Source organism: Priestia sp. JSM ZJ58, from assembly GCF_044383985.1.
Taxonomy (GTDB): Bacteria; Bacillota; Bacilli; order Bacillales; family Bacillaceae_H; genus Priestia; species Priestia zanthoxyli.
This window is the reverse complement of sequence record NZ_JBISEM010000002.1, coordinates 335,198-352,686: the sequence shown is the minus strand read 5'-3', so window position 1 is coordinate 352,686 and position 17,489 is coordinate 335,198. Positions and strand designations below refer to the sequence as shown.

17 protein-coding genes and 4 tRNA genes are annotated in these 17,489 nt (G+C 38.0%); all 21 read left to right on the top strand.

Annotated elements, in window-relative coordinates; all coding sequences use genetic code 11:
• Nucleotides 1-139: 139 nt before the first annotated feature.
• The 21 genes from ychF to rlmH all read left to right on the top strand — a co-directional run bounded on the left by ychF (nucleotide 140) and on the right by rlmH (nucleotide 17,486).
• Nucleotides 140-1,240: a redox-regulated ATPase YchF gene (gene ychF / locus ACH6EI_RS23125; RefSeq protein ID WP_028411917.1), complete on the top strand. Its 1,101-nt coding sequence runs from the start codon at nucleotides 140-142 to the stop codon at nucleotides 1,238-1,240.
• 189 nt (nucleotides 1,241-1,429) lie between these two features.
• Nucleotides 1,430-1,717, top strand: a complete 288-nt coding sequence (gene rpsF, locus ACH6EI_RS23120; protein WP_013059915.1) for a 30S ribosomal protein S6 — start codon at nucleotides 1,430-1,432, stop codon at nucleotides 1,715-1,717.
• 47 nt (nucleotides 1,718-1,764) lie between these two features.
• Entirely contained in the window at nucleotides 1,765-2,265 is a 501-nt protein-coding gene (gene ssb / locus ACH6EI_RS23115; protein WP_013059914.1) for a single-stranded DNA-binding protein, read from the top strand.
• A 66-nt stretch (nucleotides 2,266-2,331) separates the two neighbouring features.
• Nucleotides 2,332-2,571, top strand: coding sequence for a 30S ribosomal protein S18 (gene rpsR, locus ACH6EI_RS23110; protein WP_013059913.1), 240 nt, complete (start codon nucleotides 2,332-2,334; stop codon nucleotides 2,569-2,571).
• A gap of 138 nt (nucleotides 2,572-2,709) precedes the next feature.
• Nucleotides 2,710-3,654, top strand: coding sequence for a YybS family protein (locus ACH6EI_RS23105; RefSeq protein ID WP_033580875.1), 945 nt, complete (start codon nucleotides 2,710-2,712; stop codon nucleotides 3,652-3,654).
• A 36-nt stretch (nucleotides 3,655-3,690) separates the two neighbouring features.
• Nucleotides 3,691-5,664, top strand: a complete 1,974-nt coding sequence (locus tag ACH6EI_RS23100) for a DHH family phosphoesterase (protein ID WP_025752414.1) — start codon at nucleotides 3,691-3,693, stop codon at nucleotides 5,662-5,664.
• Nucleotides 5,661-6,110, top strand: coding sequence for a 50S ribosomal protein L9 (gene rplI, locus ACH6EI_RS23095; RefSeq protein WP_013059910.1), 450 nt, complete (start codon nucleotides 5,661-5,663; stop codon nucleotides 6,108-6,110). The genes ACH6EI_RS23100 and rplI overlap by 4 nt, the downstream gene beginning before the upstream one ends.
• A 116-nt stretch (nucleotides 6,111-6,226) precedes the next feature.
• A complete protein-coding gene (gene dnaB / locus ACH6EI_RS23090; protein WP_013059909.1) occupies nucleotides 6,227-7,591 on the top strand; it encodes a replicative DNA helicase in 1,365 nt (454 codons plus the stop codon).
• 187 nt (nucleotides 7,592-7,778) lie between these two features.
• A complete protein-coding gene (locus ACH6EI_RS23085) occupies nucleotides 7,779-9,065 on the top strand; it encodes an adenylosuccinate synthase (RefSeq protein WP_013085553.1) in 1,287 nt (428 codons plus the stop codon).
• A gap of 167 nt (nucleotides 9,066-9,232) precedes the next feature.
• Nucleotides 9,233-9,305 (top strand) — tRNA-Lys (locus ACH6EI_RS23080).
• 15 nt (nucleotides 9,306-9,320) lie between these two features.
• Nucleotides 9,321-9,392, top strand: a tRNA-Glu gene (locus tag ACH6EI_RS23075).
• Nucleotides 9,393-9,427: 35 nt separating this feature from the next.
• Nucleotides 9,428-9,503, top strand: a tRNA-Asp gene (locus ACH6EI_RS23070).
• 4 nt (nucleotides 9,504-9,507) lie between these two features.
• A tRNA-Phe gene (locus ACH6EI_RS23065) sits at nucleotides 9,508-9,580 on the top strand.
• A gap of 262 nt (nucleotides 9,581-9,842) precedes the next feature.
• Nucleotides 9,843-10,550: a response regulator YycF gene (gene yycF / locus ACH6EI_RS23060; RefSeq protein WP_013085552.1), complete on the top strand. Its 708-nt coding sequence runs from the start codon at nucleotides 9,843-9,845 to the stop codon at nucleotides 10,548-10,550.
• Between the two features lie 6 nt (nucleotides 10,551-10,556).
• Nucleotides 10,557-12,464, top strand: a complete 1,908-nt coding sequence (gene walK, locus ACH6EI_RS23055) for a cell wall metabolism sensor histidine kinase WalK (RefSeq protein WP_014457685.1) — start codon at nucleotides 10,557-10,559, stop codon at nucleotides 12,462-12,464.
• Nucleotides 12,455-13,822 carry a YycH family regulatory protein gene (locus ACH6EI_RS23050; RefSeq protein WP_028411920.1) on the top strand — a complete coding sequence of 456 codons (1,368 nt, stop codon included), beginning with the start codon at nucleotides 12,455-12,457 and terminating at the stop codon, nucleotides 13,820-13,822. Before walK ends, ACH6EI_RS23050 begins: the two co-directional genes overlap by 10 nt.
• Complete coding sequence (locus ACH6EI_RS23045; protein WP_028411921.1) at nucleotides 13,809-14,588, top strand: two-component system regulatory protein YycI; 780 nt, start codon at nucleotides 13,809-13,811, stop codon at nucleotides 14,586-14,588. The genes ACH6EI_RS23050 and ACH6EI_RS23045 overlap by 14 nt, the downstream gene beginning before the upstream one ends.
• 18 nt (nucleotides 14,589-14,606) lie before the next feature.
• Complete coding sequence (locus ACH6EI_RS23040; RefSeq protein ID WP_014457688.1) at nucleotides 14,607-15,401, top strand: MBL fold metallo-hydrolase; 795 nt, start codon at nucleotides 14,607-14,609, stop codon at nucleotides 15,399-15,401.
• A gap of 57 nt (nucleotides 15,402-15,458) precedes the next feature.
• Nucleotides 15,459-16,691: a S1C family serine protease gene (locus ACH6EI_RS23035; protein WP_033580481.1), complete on the top strand. Its 1,233-nt coding sequence runs from the start codon at nucleotides 15,459-15,461 to the stop codon at nucleotides 16,689-16,691.
• A 73-nt stretch (nucleotides 16,692-16,764) separates the two neighbouring features.
• Nucleotides 16,765-16,923 carry a CxxH/CxxC protein gene (locus tag ACH6EI_RS23030; RefSeq protein ID WP_016765983.1) on the top strand — a complete coding sequence of 53 codons (159 nt, stop codon included), beginning with the start codon at nucleotides 16,765-16,767 and terminating at the stop codon, nucleotides 16,921-16,923.
• 83 nt (nucleotides 16,924-17,006) lie between these two features.
• The gene (rlmH, locus tag ACH6EI_RS23025) at nucleotides 17,007-17,486 is read left to right on the top strand and encodes a 23S rRNA (pseudouridine(1915)-N(3))-methyltransferase RlmH (RefSeq protein WP_028411923.1); all 480 of its coding nucleotides are present in this window, start codon (nucleotides 17,007-17,009) and stop codon (nucleotides 17,484-17,486) included.
• Nucleotides 17,487-17,489: the final 3 nt, after the last annotated feature.

Sequence of the window (17,489 nt, the reverse complement as noted above, 5' to 3'; positions counted from 1 at the left end):
CTGTAAGGTGGGACAAAATGAAGCACCTTAACCCCATGCGGTTAAAGGTTCTTTATCAAACTTGTATTTCAAAAGTTGACTCACTATAATTGTGACAGGTTAACTTGTTTCGGATATATAAAGAGGAGTGAATAAATATATGGCTTTAACAGCTGGAATTGTTGGTCTTCCTAACGTCGGAAAATCAACATTATTTAATGCAATTACACAAGCGGGCGCAGAATCTGCGAACTACCCTTTCTGTACGATTGATCCTAACGTAGGTATCGTAGAAGTACCTGATCATCGTCTTCAAAAACTTACAGAGCTTGTAAAACCTAAAAAAACAATCCCAACAGCATTTGAATTCACAGATATCGCTGGAATCGTAAAAGGTGCTAGTAAAGGTGAAGGATTGGGAAATAAATTCTTATCTCATATTCGAGAAGTAGATGCGATTTGTCACGTTGTGCGTTGTTTTGAAGATGAAAACATCACGCACGTTTCAGGAAAAGTAGATCCTATCTCAGATATTGAAACAATTAATTTAGAGTTGATTTTAGCAGATTTAGAAACGGTAGAGAAACGTATTGGCCGTGTTCAAAAAATGGCTAAACAAAAAGACAAAGAAGCAATGTATGAATACGAAATTCTAGAGAAACTAAAGAATGCATTTGAAAGTGATCAGCCAGCTCGTGCTGTATCATTTACAGAAGAACAAATGAAATTAGTAAAACAATTTCACTTGCTAACGATTAAGCCTATTCTTTATGTAGCAAACGTTGCTGAAGATGAAGTAGCCGATGCATCTGCTAACGAATATGTAGCAAAAGTGCGTGAGTATGCGGCAAGCGAAGGTGCAGAAGTAATTGTTGTTTGCGCACGCATTGAATCTGAAATTGCTGAACTTGAAGGAGAAGAAAAAGCAATGTTCCTTGAAGAACTAGGCATTGAACAGTCAGGTCTAGATCAGCTTGTACGTGCAGCGTACGATTTACTTGGATTAGCTACGTACTTTACAGCTGGTGAGCAAGAAGTACGCGCGTGGACGTTTACACAAGGTATGAAAGCTCCTGAGTGTGCAGGTATTATTCATACAGATTTTGAACGTGGATTTATTCGTGCAGAAACGGTGTCATACGAGGATTTATTAGCTGCTAAAACAATGGGAGCAGCTCGTGAAGCTGGAAAAGTACGTTTAGAAGGAAAAGAATACATCGTAAAAGACGGAGACGTTATGCATTTCCGCTTTAACGTATAAGATTAAAAGCCGAAAGGAGATATCTTCTTTCGGCTTTTATCGTTGGCGAAAATATTAGCGTATATTTACGAAACAGCCCGCAATGCATATTGCTTTGCCTAGGGTAGTGTGCTATAATTTTAATTCGTGAGTAATATTTTATTGCTCCTTGCCCGTTTCGGGCCGTTAGACCAAAAGGAGGTGACAGTGATGAGAAAGTATGAAGTAATGTACATCATCCGTCCAAGCATTGATGACGAAGCAAAGAAAGCATTAGTTGAGCGCTTCAACGGCGTATTAACTGATAATGGTGCTGAAATCGCAAATGTTAAAGAATGGGGTAAACGTCGTTTAGCATACGAAATCAATGATTTCCGTGACGGTTACTACATGATTCTTGACGTGGCGGCTACTTCAGAAGCAGTTTCTGAATTTGATCGTCTTGCGAAAATCAACGAAGACATTATCCGTCATATCGTTGTTAAACAAGAAGCATAATTAAACGTTTAAATAAATGGGTTTTATTTCCTTAAGGAGTGGTTCTGATGATGAATCGCGTAATTCTCGTAGGACGCTTAACCAAAGATCCTGAATTACGTTATACCCCGAGTGGAGCAGCGGTTGCAACATTCACTTTAGCGGTAAACCGCACATTTACAAATCAGCAAGGTGAACGTGAAGCTGACTTCATCAACTGTGTTGTATGGCGTCGTCAGGCTGAAAATGCAGCCAATTTCCTTAAAAAAGGAAGTTTAGCTGGTGTTGATGGTCGACTACAATCTCGCAGTTACGAAGGACAAGACGGTCGTCGTGTATACGTAACGGAAGTTGTAGCGGAAAGTGTGCAATTTTTAGAGCCGAAAAGTGGCGGTGGGGATACGCAACGCAGTAACTTTGCTAACACTGGAGGATCTGGACAAGGCTCTCCATTTGGAGATAATCAGAACCGTAACTCAGGTAATCAAGGTTATACTCGCGTTGATGATGATCCATTTGCAAATAATGGCGAGACAATTGACATTTCTGATGACGATTTACCGTTTTAATTCGCAGTAGATTATCCGGAGTATAAAATTTTATAGAAACTTTTAAGCGGAAGGAGGCGTATCAAAATGGCAGGTGGACGTAAAGGTGGACGCAACAGACGTCGTAAAGTTTGTTTCTTCACAGCAAACGGCATCACTCACATCGATTACAAAGATGTAGATATGCTTAAAAAATTCGTTTCAGAGCGTGGTAAAATTTTACCTCGTCGTGTAACTGGAACAAGCGCTAAATACCAACGTAAATTAACGATCGCTATCAAACGCGCTCGTCAAATGGCATTATTACCATATGTTTCTGGTGAATAATGAACGGTATAAAAAGAGGCAGTAAGGATTCCCTTACTGCCTCTTTTTACATTACATAGGTGCTCTTTTGTCAAATAGTTGCTTCTTATGAACTGAATCGATAAAATAAATAATAGTCTATATCAACGAGGTGAAGTTGTGAAAGGAATTCGATATATTACAGAAGGAGCAGCTCTTTTAGCGCTGTTTGTAGCGCTGTTGCTTTTTTCACTATACATACCTGTTGTGGGAACCATTTTTCAACTAGCGCTAGCTGTTCCATTTATTGTGTATACCGTTCGTCATGGGTGGAAAAAGGCAATATTATTTTTAGTAGTAGGGTTGTTATTGACTTTGTTATTTGGAAATGTATTGACTCTTCCTTTTACACTTGTATTTGGTATTGGTGGATTAGCAATAGGAATGCTTTACCGACAAAAACAAAAAAGGTATACCATTTTACTAGGCGGCACGGTTGCATTTAGTTTAGGTTTACTTTTATTGTTCGTAGGAGCAAATGTCATTTTTAATGTTAATTTAATGGAGCAAATAAATAATGCTTTAGATCAATCGATTAATCAAAGTATTGAAATGATGAAAAGTTTAGGACAAGACGTTAAGGAATCTCAAATTGACCAAATGAGAGATGCATTTGATATGTTTAAAAATCTGCTGCCTCTATTAATTGTTATGGGTGGAGTTATTCTAGCCTTTTTCTCTCAGCTTATTGCTACGCCTATTCTTAAAAGAACAGGTTATGAGGTGCAAGCATTCCCGCCTTTTCGTGAATTTAAACTTCCTAAAAGTATTCTATGGTATTATTTGATTGCATTAATCTTATCTTTCCCATCTTTTAATATTGAACAAGGTACATTTATGTACGTAGCTATTATCAACATCGTGATGGGACTGCAAATGCTAGTCGTGTTACAAGGGATCTCTTTTATTTTCTATTTCTCACATCAAAAAGGGTATGCCAAAGCAATTCCAATTGTTGTAACAATTTTAGCATTAATTATTCCAATTATCCTTCAAATTGTGCGCATCTTAGGTATAATTGATTTAGGATTTAATTTAAGAAAACAATTAGACACAAAAAAGTAGATATTGTGGAACTTAAAAAAGTAGGAGCTGAAATGGATGCCTGTCTTTACAAAAAAGAACGTCATTCGCTATCCATTTTACTCATTGTATAGTATAGCCCTGATTTTAGTAGGTATCGTGACCTATCATAATTGGATCATAGGAATGATAGGCTTTATATTACTATTAGCCTGTCTTTTTCTATACATGAGAATGGAGCGAATGCTGTCCGATGAGTTTGAAACCTATATTTCAATGCTGTCTCATCGGTTGAAAAAAGTAGGCGAAGAGGCATTAATGGAAATGCCGATTGGGATTATGCTATTTAATGATGAATATCAAATTGAATGGACCAATCCTTTTCTAGCATCTTGTCTGGGTGAAGACACACTAGTGGGAAGATCATTATACGATGTGGCAGAGAGTATTATTCCACTGATCAAACAAGAAGTGGAAACAGAAGTTGTCACGTTGCATGATCGGAAATTCAAAGTGGTGATTAAACGAGACGAGCGCTTACTGTACTTCTTTGATATTACAGAGCAAATAGAAATCGAAAAATTGTATGAGGAAGAACGAACAAGTTTAGGCATTATCTTTTTAGATAATTATGATGAACTAACGCAAGGAATGGATGATCAAGTTAAAAGTAACTTGAATAGCCAAGTAACTTCTATGTTAAATAGTTGGGCTCAAGAATACGGTATTTTTATTAAACGTACGTCTTCTGAGAAATTTATTGCGATTATGAATGAACAAATCTTAATTCATTTAGAGCGAAGCAAATTTTCTATCTTAGACCAAGTTCGAGAAGAGACGTCTAAACAAAATATACCGCTTACATTGAGCATTGGTATCGGAGCTGGTGCTGCTGATTTACCTGAGCTGGGTGCTTTAGCTCAATCTAGCTTGGATTTGGCCTTAGGCCGAGGTGGAGATCAAGTAGCGATTAAACAGCCGAATGGAAAAGTGAAATTCTTTGGCGGCAAGACTAATCCAATGGAAAAACGGACGCGCGTGCGTGCCAGAGTTATTTCTCACGCGTTAAAAGAGCTCATTACAGAGAGTGGAAAAGTGATTATCATGGGTCATAAGTATCCGGATATGGATGCTGTAGGAGCTGCTATTGGGATATTAAAAGTAGCGCAAGTAAATCAGAAAGACGGTTTTATCGTATTAGATCCTGATCATATTGATACAGGTGTTCAGCGAATGCTAGAAGAGATTAAAAAGAAAGAAGGCCTGTGGGAACGATTTATTACGCCTGAAGAAGCCTTAAATCTTGTGAGTGATGATACTCTTTTAGTAGTAGTAGATACGCATAAGCCGTCGCTCGTTATTGAAGAAAGGTTATTAAATCGTATTGAAAATGTCGTGGTCATTGATCATCATAGACGAGGAGAAGACTTTATCGAAGACCCTCTTCTTGTCTATATGGAGCCATATGCTTCCTCGACAGCAGAACTCGTTACTGAGCTTCTTGAATACCAGCCAAAACGATTTAAAATTGATATGCTAGAAGCAACAGCACTTTTAGCCGGTATTATTGTCGATACAAAAAGCTTTACATTACGCACGGGATCTCGTACGTTTGATGCAGCGTCCTTTTTACGTTCTCAAGGCGCAGATACGGTTCTTGTTCAAAAGTTTTTAAAAGAAGATATTACGCAATATGTACAGCGAGCACGCTTCATTGAACATGCAGAGATTTATACAGCGGGTATTGCCATTTCACGCGCTGAACCGAACAAAATGTATGATCAAGTGTTAATCGCGCAAGCTGCAGATACGCTGCTTTCAATCAGCGGAGTGGTTGCTTCGTTTGTTATTTCTAAGCGACGGGATAATCTAATTGGCATTAGTGCTAGATCGCTTGGAGATATCAATGTACAAGTTATTATGGAAAGTCTCCAAGGCGGAGGCCACTTAACGAATGCTGCTACTCAGCTTCAAGACATTAGTTTGGATGAAGCTGAAGAAAGGCTTAAACAAGCAATTGATGAGTACTTAGATGGAGGTAAAAAATCATGAAAGTAATTTTCTTAAAAGATGTAAAAGGAAAAGGCAAAAAAGGTGAAGTGAAAAATGTTTCAGATGGTTATGCACATAACTTCTTATTAAAAAATGGTTATGCTGTTGAAGCTACAGGCGGTAATGTGAAAGTATTAGAAGCACAAAAAAATAGAGAGCAAAAAGATGCAGCTGCAGAACTTCAAGCAAACAAAGAGTTAAAAGCAACTCTTGAAGAACTGACAGTTGAATTAACAGCAAAATCTGGTGAAGGTGGCCGTTTATTCGGTTCTATCACAAGCAAACAAATTGCTGAAGAATTAAAGAAAAAACACAAAATTAAAGTAGATAAGCGTAAAATTGAATTAAATGATGCCATTCGCGCATTAGGCTACACAAATGTACCGGTTAAATTACATCCGGAAGTAACGGCTACTGTAAAGGTACACGTGACTGAACAAAAATAAACGTACGATTGAGAAATAAGTAAATAATATAAAGGGTTGGCGCGGACTTGTATTTGTTCGCGCCAACATTTATGATGAAAGAAAATACTGAAAGAATATAAGAGGGGCATAGAAATATGAGTGATCTTTTTGCTGATCGTCTTCCGCCTCAGAATATTGAAGCAGAGCAAGCGCTATTAGGGGCCATTTTCTTAGAGCCTTCTTCTTTAACCTTAGCATCTGAACTGCTGATACCTGAAGATTTTTATCGGGCATCGCACCAGAAAATCTTTACATGTATGCTGAAACTTTCTGACCAAGGTGAACCGGTTGATTTGGTAACGGTAACGTCTGAATTAGCTGACCAAAAAATCCTAGAAGAAGTTGGCGGCGTATCGTATTTAAGTGATTTAGCTAACTCTGTTCCAACGGCTGCAAACGTAGAATATTACGGTAAAATTGTAGAAGAGAAGTCGATTTTACGCCGTCTAATTCGTACTGCAACGCATATTGCTTCAGAAGGATATGCAAGGGAAGACGAAGTGGAAGTTTTATTAAATGAAGCGGAAAAAAACATTTTAGAAGTAGCACAGCGTAAAAACAGCGGTGTGTTTCAAAATATCAAAGATGTACTTGTACAAACGTACGATGATATCGAAGTTCTTCACAATCGAAAAGGTGACATTACAGGTATCCCAACTGGGTTTAGTGATTTAGATAGAATGACAGCAGGGTTCCAGCGAAATGATTTAATCATTGTAGCGGCGCGTCCATCGGTAGGTAAAACGGCTTTTGCCTTAAATATTGCGCAAAACGTTGCAACGAAAACGGATGAGAACGTAGCAATCTTCAGTTTAGAGATGGGTGCTCAGCAGCTTGTTATGAGGATGCTGTGTGCCGAAGGAAATATTGATGCACAAAGGCTGCGTACAGGCTCGCTTACAGCCGATGACTGGGGAAAGCTCACGATGGCAATGGGATCTTTGTCCAATGCAGGGATTTATATTGATGATACACCGGGTATTCGAGTAGGTGAAATTCGTTCTAAGTGTCGTCGCTTGAAACAAGAAGGCGGACTTGGGATGATTTTAATTGACTACTTACAGCTTATTCAAGGTAATGGACGAAGCGGAGAAAACCGACAGCAGGAAGTATCTGAAATTTCGCGTGCGTTAAAAGCTTTAGCCCGTGAATTAGAAGTTCCTGTTATCGCCTTATCACAGCTTTCCCGTGGCGTAGAGCAGAGACAAGATAAGCGACCGATGATGTCTGATATCCGTGAATCCGGAAGTATTGAGCAGGATGCCGATATCGTAGCTTTCTTATATCGTGAAGACTATTATGAAAAAGACACAGAAAATCAAAATATTATCGAGATTATTATAGCCAAGCAGCGTAACGGTCCAGTTGGAACCGTACAGCTTGCCTTTGTAAAAGAATACAATAAATTCGTTAATCTCGAGCGGCGCTTTGATGACGCAGGAGTGCCGCCTGGTGCATAAAACCTCTCAATATGAGAGGTTTTATTTTATTGTTATCGCATTCGTTCCGCAAAATACGATATATTTGTAATAACTTTTGTTAAATCGTTCGGATTTAATTGACTTTAGTGTGATAAATTGATACACTTATCCATGGTTAAATTATGTCGTAGTGAGCTGTTGCTTACTAAGCGGAGGTGCTTAAGATATGTCTTCAGTCGTTGTAGTAGGAACACAATGGGGAGATGAAGGAAAAGGGAAGATTACAGACTTCCTATCAGAAAATGCAGAAGTGATTGCACGTTACCAAGGTGGGAACAATGCAGGTCACACAATTAAGTTTAATGGTGAAACTTATAAGTTACATTTAATTCCTTCAGGTATTTTTTATAATGACAAAACGTGTGTAATTGGAAACGGTATGGTTGTTGATCCAAAAGCACTTGTTCAAGAATTAAAATACTTACATGATCGCGGTGTAACAACAGAAAACTTACGTATTAGTAACCGAGCTCATGTGATTCTTCCATATCATTTAAAATTAGATGAAGTTGAAGAAGAACGTAAAGGTGAAAATAAGATTGGTACAACGAAAAAAGGTATTGGACCAGCTTATATGGATAAAGCAGCACGTGTTGGTATTCGAATTGCCGATTTACTAGACCGTGAAGTATTTGAAGCAAAATTAACACAAAACTTAGCTGAAAAGAATCGCCTTCTTGAAAAAATGTATGAAGTAGAAGGCTTTACATTAGAAGAAATTTTAGATGAGTACTATGAGTATGGTCAACAAGTTGCAAAATATGTTGTTGATACATCAGTAGTATTAAATGATGCGTTAGACGAAGGACGTCGTGTACTATTTGAAGGCGCACAAGGTGTTATGTTAGATATCGACCAAGGAACATATCCATTTGTTACATCTTCAAACCCAGTAGCGGGTGGAGTAACAATTGGTTCTGGTGTAGGTCCATCTAAAATCAAACACGTTGTAGGTGTATCAAAAGCGTATACAACTCGTGTTGGTGACGGTCCTTTCCCAACTGAATTAACAAACGAAATCGGTGATCAAATCCGTGAAGTAGGACGTGAATATGGTACAACAACTGGTCGTCCTCGCCGTGTAGGTTGGTTTGACAGTGTAGTTGTACGTCATGCTCGCCGCGTTAGCGGAATCACAGACTTATCTTTAAACTCAATTGATGTATTAACGGGAATTGAGACATTAAAGATTTGTGTAGCTTACCGTTATAAAGGGGAAGTTATGGAAGAATTCCCTGCTAGCTTAAAAACACTTGCAGAATGCGAACCTGTATATGAAGAGCTTCCAGGTTGGACAGAAGATATTACGGGTGTGAAAACATTAGATGAGTTACCTGATAACGCTCGCCACTACTTAGAGCGCGTGTCTCAATTAACAGGTATTCCTTTATCTATTTTCTCTGTAGGTCCAGATCGTACACAAACAAATGTATTACGTGGTGTATATAGCTAAATAAAAAGAGTTAGCTCTTCGTGAGCTAACCTTTTTTATTTATAATTGGTGCTTTTTTAACAAGATTTTTAAAAAAGCTCAATAATAAAAAGAAAGTTTTAAAAAAACTATTGCATTCATATGAAATATCATGTTATTATAATAAGCGTCGCTAAGAGATATAACATGAGCCATTAGCTCAGTTGGTAGAGCATCTGACTTTTAATCAGAGGGTCGAAGGTTCGAGTCCTTCATGGCTCACTTTTGTTACAACGTGGCCCGTTGGTCAAGCGGTTAAGACACCGCCCTTTCACGGCGGTAACACGGGTTCGAATCCCGTACGGGTCATTTTTAATATTTTTAATACATAGCATATAGACTGAGGTCCCGTGGTGTAGCGGTTAACATGCCTGCCTGTCACGCAGGAGATCGCGGGTTCGATTCCCGTCGGGACCGCCATTTTGGCTCGGTAGCTCAGTTGGTAGAGCAAAGGACTGAAAATCCTTGTGTCGGCGGTTCGATTCCGTCCCGAGCCATCAAAAAGCATGACTTTATTTAAAGTCATGCTTTTTTCTTTTATTTACATTTAAAAGAAAACGTTATTTGCTTTGCATTTCTTTTATGGTAATATATTACTTTTGTATTTAGAGATGGTTGAAAATCATATATCTTCATGTATAGTAGAGGATGAACTTGTGACGTTTCAAGGGTTATCAAGTATAATAAAACTACGGTATTCAAACAGTATGAATACTATCTTTTATATTTTGCTTCAACTAATAAAGGAGAACGATGATCATGGATAAACGTATTTTAGTCGTAGATGACGAAAAGCCGATTGCAGATATTTTAAAGTTTAATTTGCAAAAAGAAGGTTACGAAGTATTTTGTGCTTATGATGGCGTAGAAGCACTTGAAAAAGTGGAAGAAGTACAGCCTGAAATGATTTTATTAGATATTATGCTTCCTCAGAAAGATGGAATGGAAGTTTGCCGAGAAGTGCGCAAAAAATATGATATGCCTATTATCATGTTAACAGCAAAAGACTCTGAAATTGACAAGGTTTTAGGTCTAGAATTAGGTGCAGATGATTATGTAACTAAGCCGTTCAGTACGCGTGAATTATTAGCACGTGTAAAAGCTAATTTACGTAGACATCAGCAGGTAGCTGTTCCAACAGAAGAAAGTGAAACGAATGAAATTACGATTGGAGCACTTGTTATTCATCCAGATGCTTATATTGTGTCTAAGCGCGGAGAAACGATTGAACTGACTCATCGTGAATTTGAGCTGCTGCATTATTTAGCGAAGCACATTGGACAAGTCATGACGCGTGAACACTTGCTTCAAACTGTATGGGGTTATGACTATTTTGGTGATGTGCGTACGGTAGATGTAACAGTTCGAAGATTACGTGAAAAAATTGAAGATAATCCAAGCCATCCAATGTGGATTGTAACAAGACGTGGAGTAGGCTATTATTTACGCAGCCCAGAGCAGGAGTAATTTTAGATGAAGAAAGTAAGGCTCCTGCAATCTATTCATTTAAAGTTTGTATTGATTTATGTGCTGCTTATTTTAATTGCGATGCAAATTATTGGGGTCTATTTTGCTCGACAATTAGAAAAAGAATTAGTTAACAACTTTCGAACGTCTCTTCAAGAGCGGACAGACTTGCTGACGTATAACATTGGACAAGAAATGGTGAAAAATCGTGATGATGATTCACCCACTCTTGAGGAAGACTTAAAGACTATTTTACGAGATTTTGCTTCAAGACCCAATTTAGCTTCAAATGATATGAATGACATCTCTGAAGTAAGAGTCATTGACCAAAATAGAAGAATCATTGCTACATCGAACTCAAATCCTCAACAGATTATAGGTAAAAAGACTAATGATTTAGCGATTACAAATGCGTTGTTAGCAGGAACGAACTCTGATAATGTATTTGTTGATCAAAGCGGACAGCGAATCAGAGTTATGATACAGCCTATTCGTTTACAGGATAAAGTAGGTGCCAGTCAATCAAATTCAACTAATAAAAATGGAAAAGTTCAGTCTAGCGAAGAAATCTTAGGCGCTATTTACTTAACAGCTTCCATGGAGCCTGTTTACGATCAAATGAGTAATATCAATCAGATCTTTAAAGCAGGTACGGTGATCGCTCTTTTTATTACAGCTATTTTAGGCGTGTTTTTAGCTCAGACGATTACTCGTCCAATGTCTGAAATGAGAAAACAAGCACTTGAGATGGCCAAAGGGAATTTTACGAGAAAAGCTAAGGTATACGGATATGATGAAATTGGTCAGCTAGCTCTCACATTCAACAACTTAACAAGAAAGCTTCAGGAAGCACAGGCAACGACAGAAGGGGAGCGCCGTAAGCTTAGTTCGGTATTAGCTCATATGACGGACGGCGTTATTGCGACGGATCGAAAAGGAAGAGTAATTTTAATTAATGATCCAGCCGCAGCTATGCTAAATGTTTCACGTGAAACGGTTTTGTCTGACCCAGTTGTTTCCCTATTAGATCTTGAAGAAACGCATACGTTTGAAAGCTTGCTCGCTAATCAAGAGTCATTAATTTTGGACTTTAGTACAAAATCGGATCCTTTTATTTTAAGAGCTACCATTTCTGCTATTCAAAAAGAGACCGGTTTTATTAACGGGATTATCATTGTCCTGCATGATATTACAGAGCAGGAGAAAATTGATCAAGATCGCCGAGAATTTGTAGCGAATGTTTCACATGAATTGCGTACGCCGTTAACAACGATGCGCAGTTATTTAGATGCGCTTGCAGACGGTGCTTGGCAAGATAAGGACTTAGCTCCAACATTTTTAAATGTAACGCAAACGGAGACAGAGCGAATGATTCGTCTCGTTAACGACTTGCTTCAATTATCTAAGCTAGATAGTCAAGACTACCGATTTAGTCGTGACCCAATCAATTTTGTAAAGTTCTATCATTACATCATTGATCGCTTTGAAATGACGATTGAACAAGGTATTTCGTTCGTGCGCGACTTGCCAAATGAAGCAATCTATGTCGCTATCGATCAAGATAAAATTACACAAGTATTAGATAACATTATTTCCAATGCAATAAAATATTCACCTGAAGGCGGAACCATTACATTTTCAATTGCTCAGCATACGCATGAAATTGTTGTGAGCATTAAAGACCAAGGTATGGGAATTCCAAAATCAAATTTAGCTAAAATTTTCGAACGCTTCTATCGTGTAGATAAAGCACGAACGCGTAAATTAGGCGGAACAGGATTAGGGCTTGCTATTGCCAAGGAAATTATTGAAGCACATGATGGACGCATTTGGGCAGATAGTCAGGAAGGAAAAGGAACAACGATTTACTTTACTCTTCCGATTGAAAGTGAGAATGATGACGAATGGGAATGAGATATGAACATATCAAAACGGCCATCTTAGTTGTTCTCGTCGCTTCCAGTTTAATTATGACGTATCATATATGGACGTATCAGCCTTCTTATAAGGTCATTTCAAAAAATCAACATTTGCAAGAAGTTGAAGTGAGTTCAAAAAGTAAAATAGAAGATCATATTCTTCCAACAGAAGTTCTCTATCATCGAAACGATAATCACTACATGTCTCACGATGAAGATGATGTAAACAAATGGGTAAATGAAATGAAAAAGTGGAAATTTTCGAATGTGACGGACGTTTCGGATGCTATTTCTCCTGATGGATTTTTAAATTATGTCCATGGAAGTAATTCTATTGAAGTGCTGTATCCAGACGCGCTACCTTTGAAAACATTTCAACAGCTTTTTTCATTTTCTCAAACGTCTTTGCCTAATCAAACATTTGACCGTGTACTCATTAAAATTAAGCGTACACCTTCCTTTTTCGTGAGCGTGTATCTTGTGAATTATGAGCAAAAAAAGATTTATTCGGTTACAGTCAAGAATTTGGCCAAAGATGATATCAAAGAATTAGAAGATAAAATGAAGCGTACGTATGCCCCGAGCCTTGTATATAAAGAAAACAAAAATCGGTATATCTTCCTTCCGGAAAATAATATTACGATGAATAGTGAAGTCTACTATACGAGCATGAGGCATTTAGATATTGAAAAATATAAAGAAGCGCTTTTTAACAACCCAGACTATGCACGGAAAGAAACGTCTACAAACCGAGATGTCTACACTGAAGGTACAAAAGTGATCAATGTCAATACGAAGACAGATGTGATGGAATATGTGAATCTTGTAAATTCCACGACCGAGGTAATGGAAGATTATAATTTAATAAATCGCAGCTTTAGCTTCGTTAATGACCACGGCGGCTGGACAGAATCTAATTACAGGTTCAACAGCTGGAATCGCATTACAAAAGAAATTAGCTATCGTTATTATAAAGATAACTATCCAGTGTACAGCAATCAGGGAATGACTGAAATATATCAAAGATGGGGAAATGCGGAGATTTTAAATTACCGTCGTCCTCTTTATCGTTTTGTAAGAGTACAGGACTCGAGTGTAGAAAAGCTGCAGTCATCTCAAAAGGTGATTCAATTAATTGAAAAACATCAAAACTTTGACCCGAATCTGTTAAAAGATATTTCAATAGGCTATCAGCTAGAAGAAGTGTCACAGCAGCCGAAAACCGGCGAAAAGACGGTTGAGTTTAATTCTAATTCTGTCAAACTCGTTCCTTCTTGGTTCTATTATTATAATAGCAAATGGTATCGAATTGCACCGCCGACCGAAGGAGGCGATAACGATGGATTGGAATAGAACAAAAACCATCTTTATTTTCACTTTCTTGATTCTTAATATTTACTTAGGCTATCAGATTTTTAAAACTCATCAAGAAGATCAGTACTCTCTATTTGTAGAGTCGAGCGTGGAAGAACAATTGACGAGTGAAGGCATTGAATATAAACATTTACCTGTAGATGTGAAGGAAGCTTCGTCGTTAAATGCTAAAAGTAAGCTGTTTAAAGATGAAGATTTAAAAAAGCTGAAAGAGCAAAAAGCAGCGCTGCTTGAGGAAAAAACAATTCGAAGCGTACTAGACAAACCTTTTTCAGTATCTGAAAAAAGTCCCGAAGCAAAGCTAAGTCAATTTCTAAAACGGTATGTTATCTCAGGTAAGGATTATGAGCTATGGAATGTTAACAAAGAGAAAAAAACAGTTACATTCTTTCAACAATATAAGAAGCATAAAATCTTTGATAATGAAAATGGCATGATCATTGCTCATTTAAATGATAAAGGTGAAATTATTTCGTATGAACAAACAATGCTAGGTTCTGTGAAAACGTTAGATGATGAGCAGGATGTTTTAACGCCTTTAAAAGCATTAGAAAATTTGTTTTTGAAGGGTGAATTGAAAAAGAAAGATTCTGTAACAAACGTAGAGTTTGGGTACTATACGTTTGATCTGCCGCTACTAAATTCTCAAGTTTTAGCACCAACTTGGCACATTGTTGTAAATGGAGATACGAGTTATTTTGTAAATGCCTTTGAAGGGCAGATTATTAAAAAAGGAAATAAATAAGTATTTGGAGTGAGATAAATGAGCCTGCATTTCAGCGTGCTAGCGAGTGGGAGCACAGGAAATGCGATTTTAGTAAGTGATGGAGAACATTCCTTACTAGTTGATGCGGGGCTGAGCGGAAAACAAATGGAAGCTCTCTTTCAACAAGTAAATCGCAATATCCCGGATTTATCAGGAATTTTAGTGACTCACGAACATAGTGACCATATTAAAGGACTAGGTGTTCTGGCACGTAAATATAAGCTCCCTATTTTCGCAAATGAAAAAACGTGGAACGCAATGGACGGCTTGATCGGCAACATTGATACGGAACAGAAGTTTCACTTTGAAATTGGCCAAACGAAATCGTTTGGTCAATTGGAAGTGGAGTCTTTTGGCGTTTCGCATGATGCCGCAGAGCCTATGTTTTATGTCTTTCATCAAGGGTCTAAAAAATTGACCCTTATTACAGATACCGGCTATGTAAGTGACCGCATGAAAGGTACGATTAAAAATAGTGATATGTACGTATTTGAAAGCAATCATGATGTTGAAATGCTGAGAATGGGGCGCTACCCTTGGAGCATTAAAAGACGAATTTTAAGCGACGTAGGACATGTATCAAATGAAGACGCGGCGCTTGCAATGGCAGATGTAATTGGAGATCAAACCAAACGCATTTACTTGGCGCATTTGAGTCAAGACAATAACATGAAGGAAATTGCCCGCATGTCGGTTGCACAAGTGTTACAACAAAAAGACATCAATGTAGAGGACAATATTCTCCTATGTGATACTGATCCAAAAAGACCAACTGATATTGTTTATGTATAGTCTCTAGAAAGGAAGCGAAAAATAACTTCATTTAGTACGTGAATGCAGACATTCACGATGATAAATGAAGGGTTCGGTGATAGTGTGGAACATTATGATGAAGGCCAAGAGCCGAATAGTCGGCCGCCTAAACGCCGCAGAGGATATTTCGCTTCTGCTCTGATTGGAGCTATTATAGGTGCACTTATTGTACTGCTTCTTATGCCAGCCTTGGTGAGGAACGGGATTTTGCCATACGGATGGATGAATGATGAAAACGGAGATGAACAAACAGGGTCTACGATACAAAAGTCAGTATCTCTTGACGTCACTACGGCCGTCACAAAAGCTGTTTCCGAAGCCAATGCAGCAGTTGTAGGAGTTGTAAACATTCAGAACTCTGAAAGCTTTTGGAATGATGAACGAACTGATGCCGGGACAGGCTCAGGTGTTATTTACAAAAAGCAAGGCAATAAAGCTTATATTGTGACAAACTATCATGTCATTAAAGGCGCTAACGAAATTGAAGTGAGCTTCAGTAACGGTACAAGGGTATCAGCTAAAATTCTTGGCAGCGATGATTTAATGGACTTAGCAGTTCTTGAAATTGATGCAGGTCACGTGACAAAAGTGGCTACCTTCGGAAATTCTGATAAGCTTAAAGCTGGTGAACCAGTGATTGCTATCGGAAACCCGCTAGGCCTTCAATTTTCTGGATCCGTTACACAAGGAGTTGTCTCAGGAGTTAACCGTGTCATTCCTCAAGATTTGAATGGCGATGGAAATCCTGATTGGCAATCAGAAGTCATTCAAACAGATGCCGCAATTAACCCTGGCAATAGCGGGGGTGCTCTTGTTAATATTGATGGTGAATTAATAGGCATTAATTCCATGAAAATTGCCCAAGAAGCAGTTGAAGGCATTGGTCTTGCAATACCAATTAACATGGCTAGGCCCATTATTAATGACTTAGAACGATATGGTGAAGTTAGACGTCCGTATCTTGGAGTTAGTACACTATCATTAAGTGAGGTATCAGGGTATCATTTAAAAGAAACCCTTAAGTTACCGCATGATGTAGTAAACGGAGTCGCTGTTCTAAAAGTCGAGCCAGGTTCGCCAGCCGCTAAAGCTGGGTTGAAGGAATATGATGTGATTGTTGAGCTAGATCACAGCAAAGTAAGGGATATTGCGACACTTCGCAAACACCTCTACATTGAAAAAGAAATTGGCGATAAAATGAATGTAACGTTCTATCGTGATGGCAAAAAGAAATCCACAGAAGTAAAATTAACTCGTCAAATGAAGTAAAAGAAAAGTTATCCACAGGGGATAAACTCCTGTGGTTTTTTAATGAAAAGAATAGAGAAAGGAAGATAAATACATGAAGATATATTGCTGTTTAGAACACACGGAACTAGCGCTGGATGTAATGGTAGATGAGATTGAGCTAGCACCGGTTTTTGAAAAAATAGAAAATTCAACCGACAAAAAAAGCTGCGAATATTGTGACAATGAAGCTATATATGTAGTAGGGAACTAATATTCTTATACAAAATGTGGATATAGCATGTGGATATGTGGATAATATCTGTGGATAAGGGATAAAGGAGAGGAGAATAGCCTGTGAATATCTCTATTATAACCATTGGGAAGTTAAAAGAAAAATACTTAAAACAAGGCATTGAAGAATATTTAAAGCGTTTATCAAGCTATGCAAAAGTAGAAATTATTGAGCTTGCAGATGAAAAAGCGCCCGAAAACTTAAGTGAATCTGAAATGGAACAGGTGAAACAAAAAGAAGGAGAGCGCATCTTAGCGAAAATCTCAGATGATACTCACGTGATCGCATTAGCTATCAACGGAAAACAAAAATCTTCCGAGGAACTGGCAAAAGAAATCGATTCATTAGCTACTTACGGAAAAAGTAAAGTAGCGTTTGTCATTGGCGGATCGCTTGGCTTAAGCAGCGAAGTAATGAAACGTTCAAACGCAGCTCTTTCTTTTTCAAAAATGACCTTTCCTCATCAGCTTATGCGCCTAGTATTAGTAGAACAAATTTACCGAGCTTTTCGTATTATTCGAAATGAACCTTATCATAAATAGAAC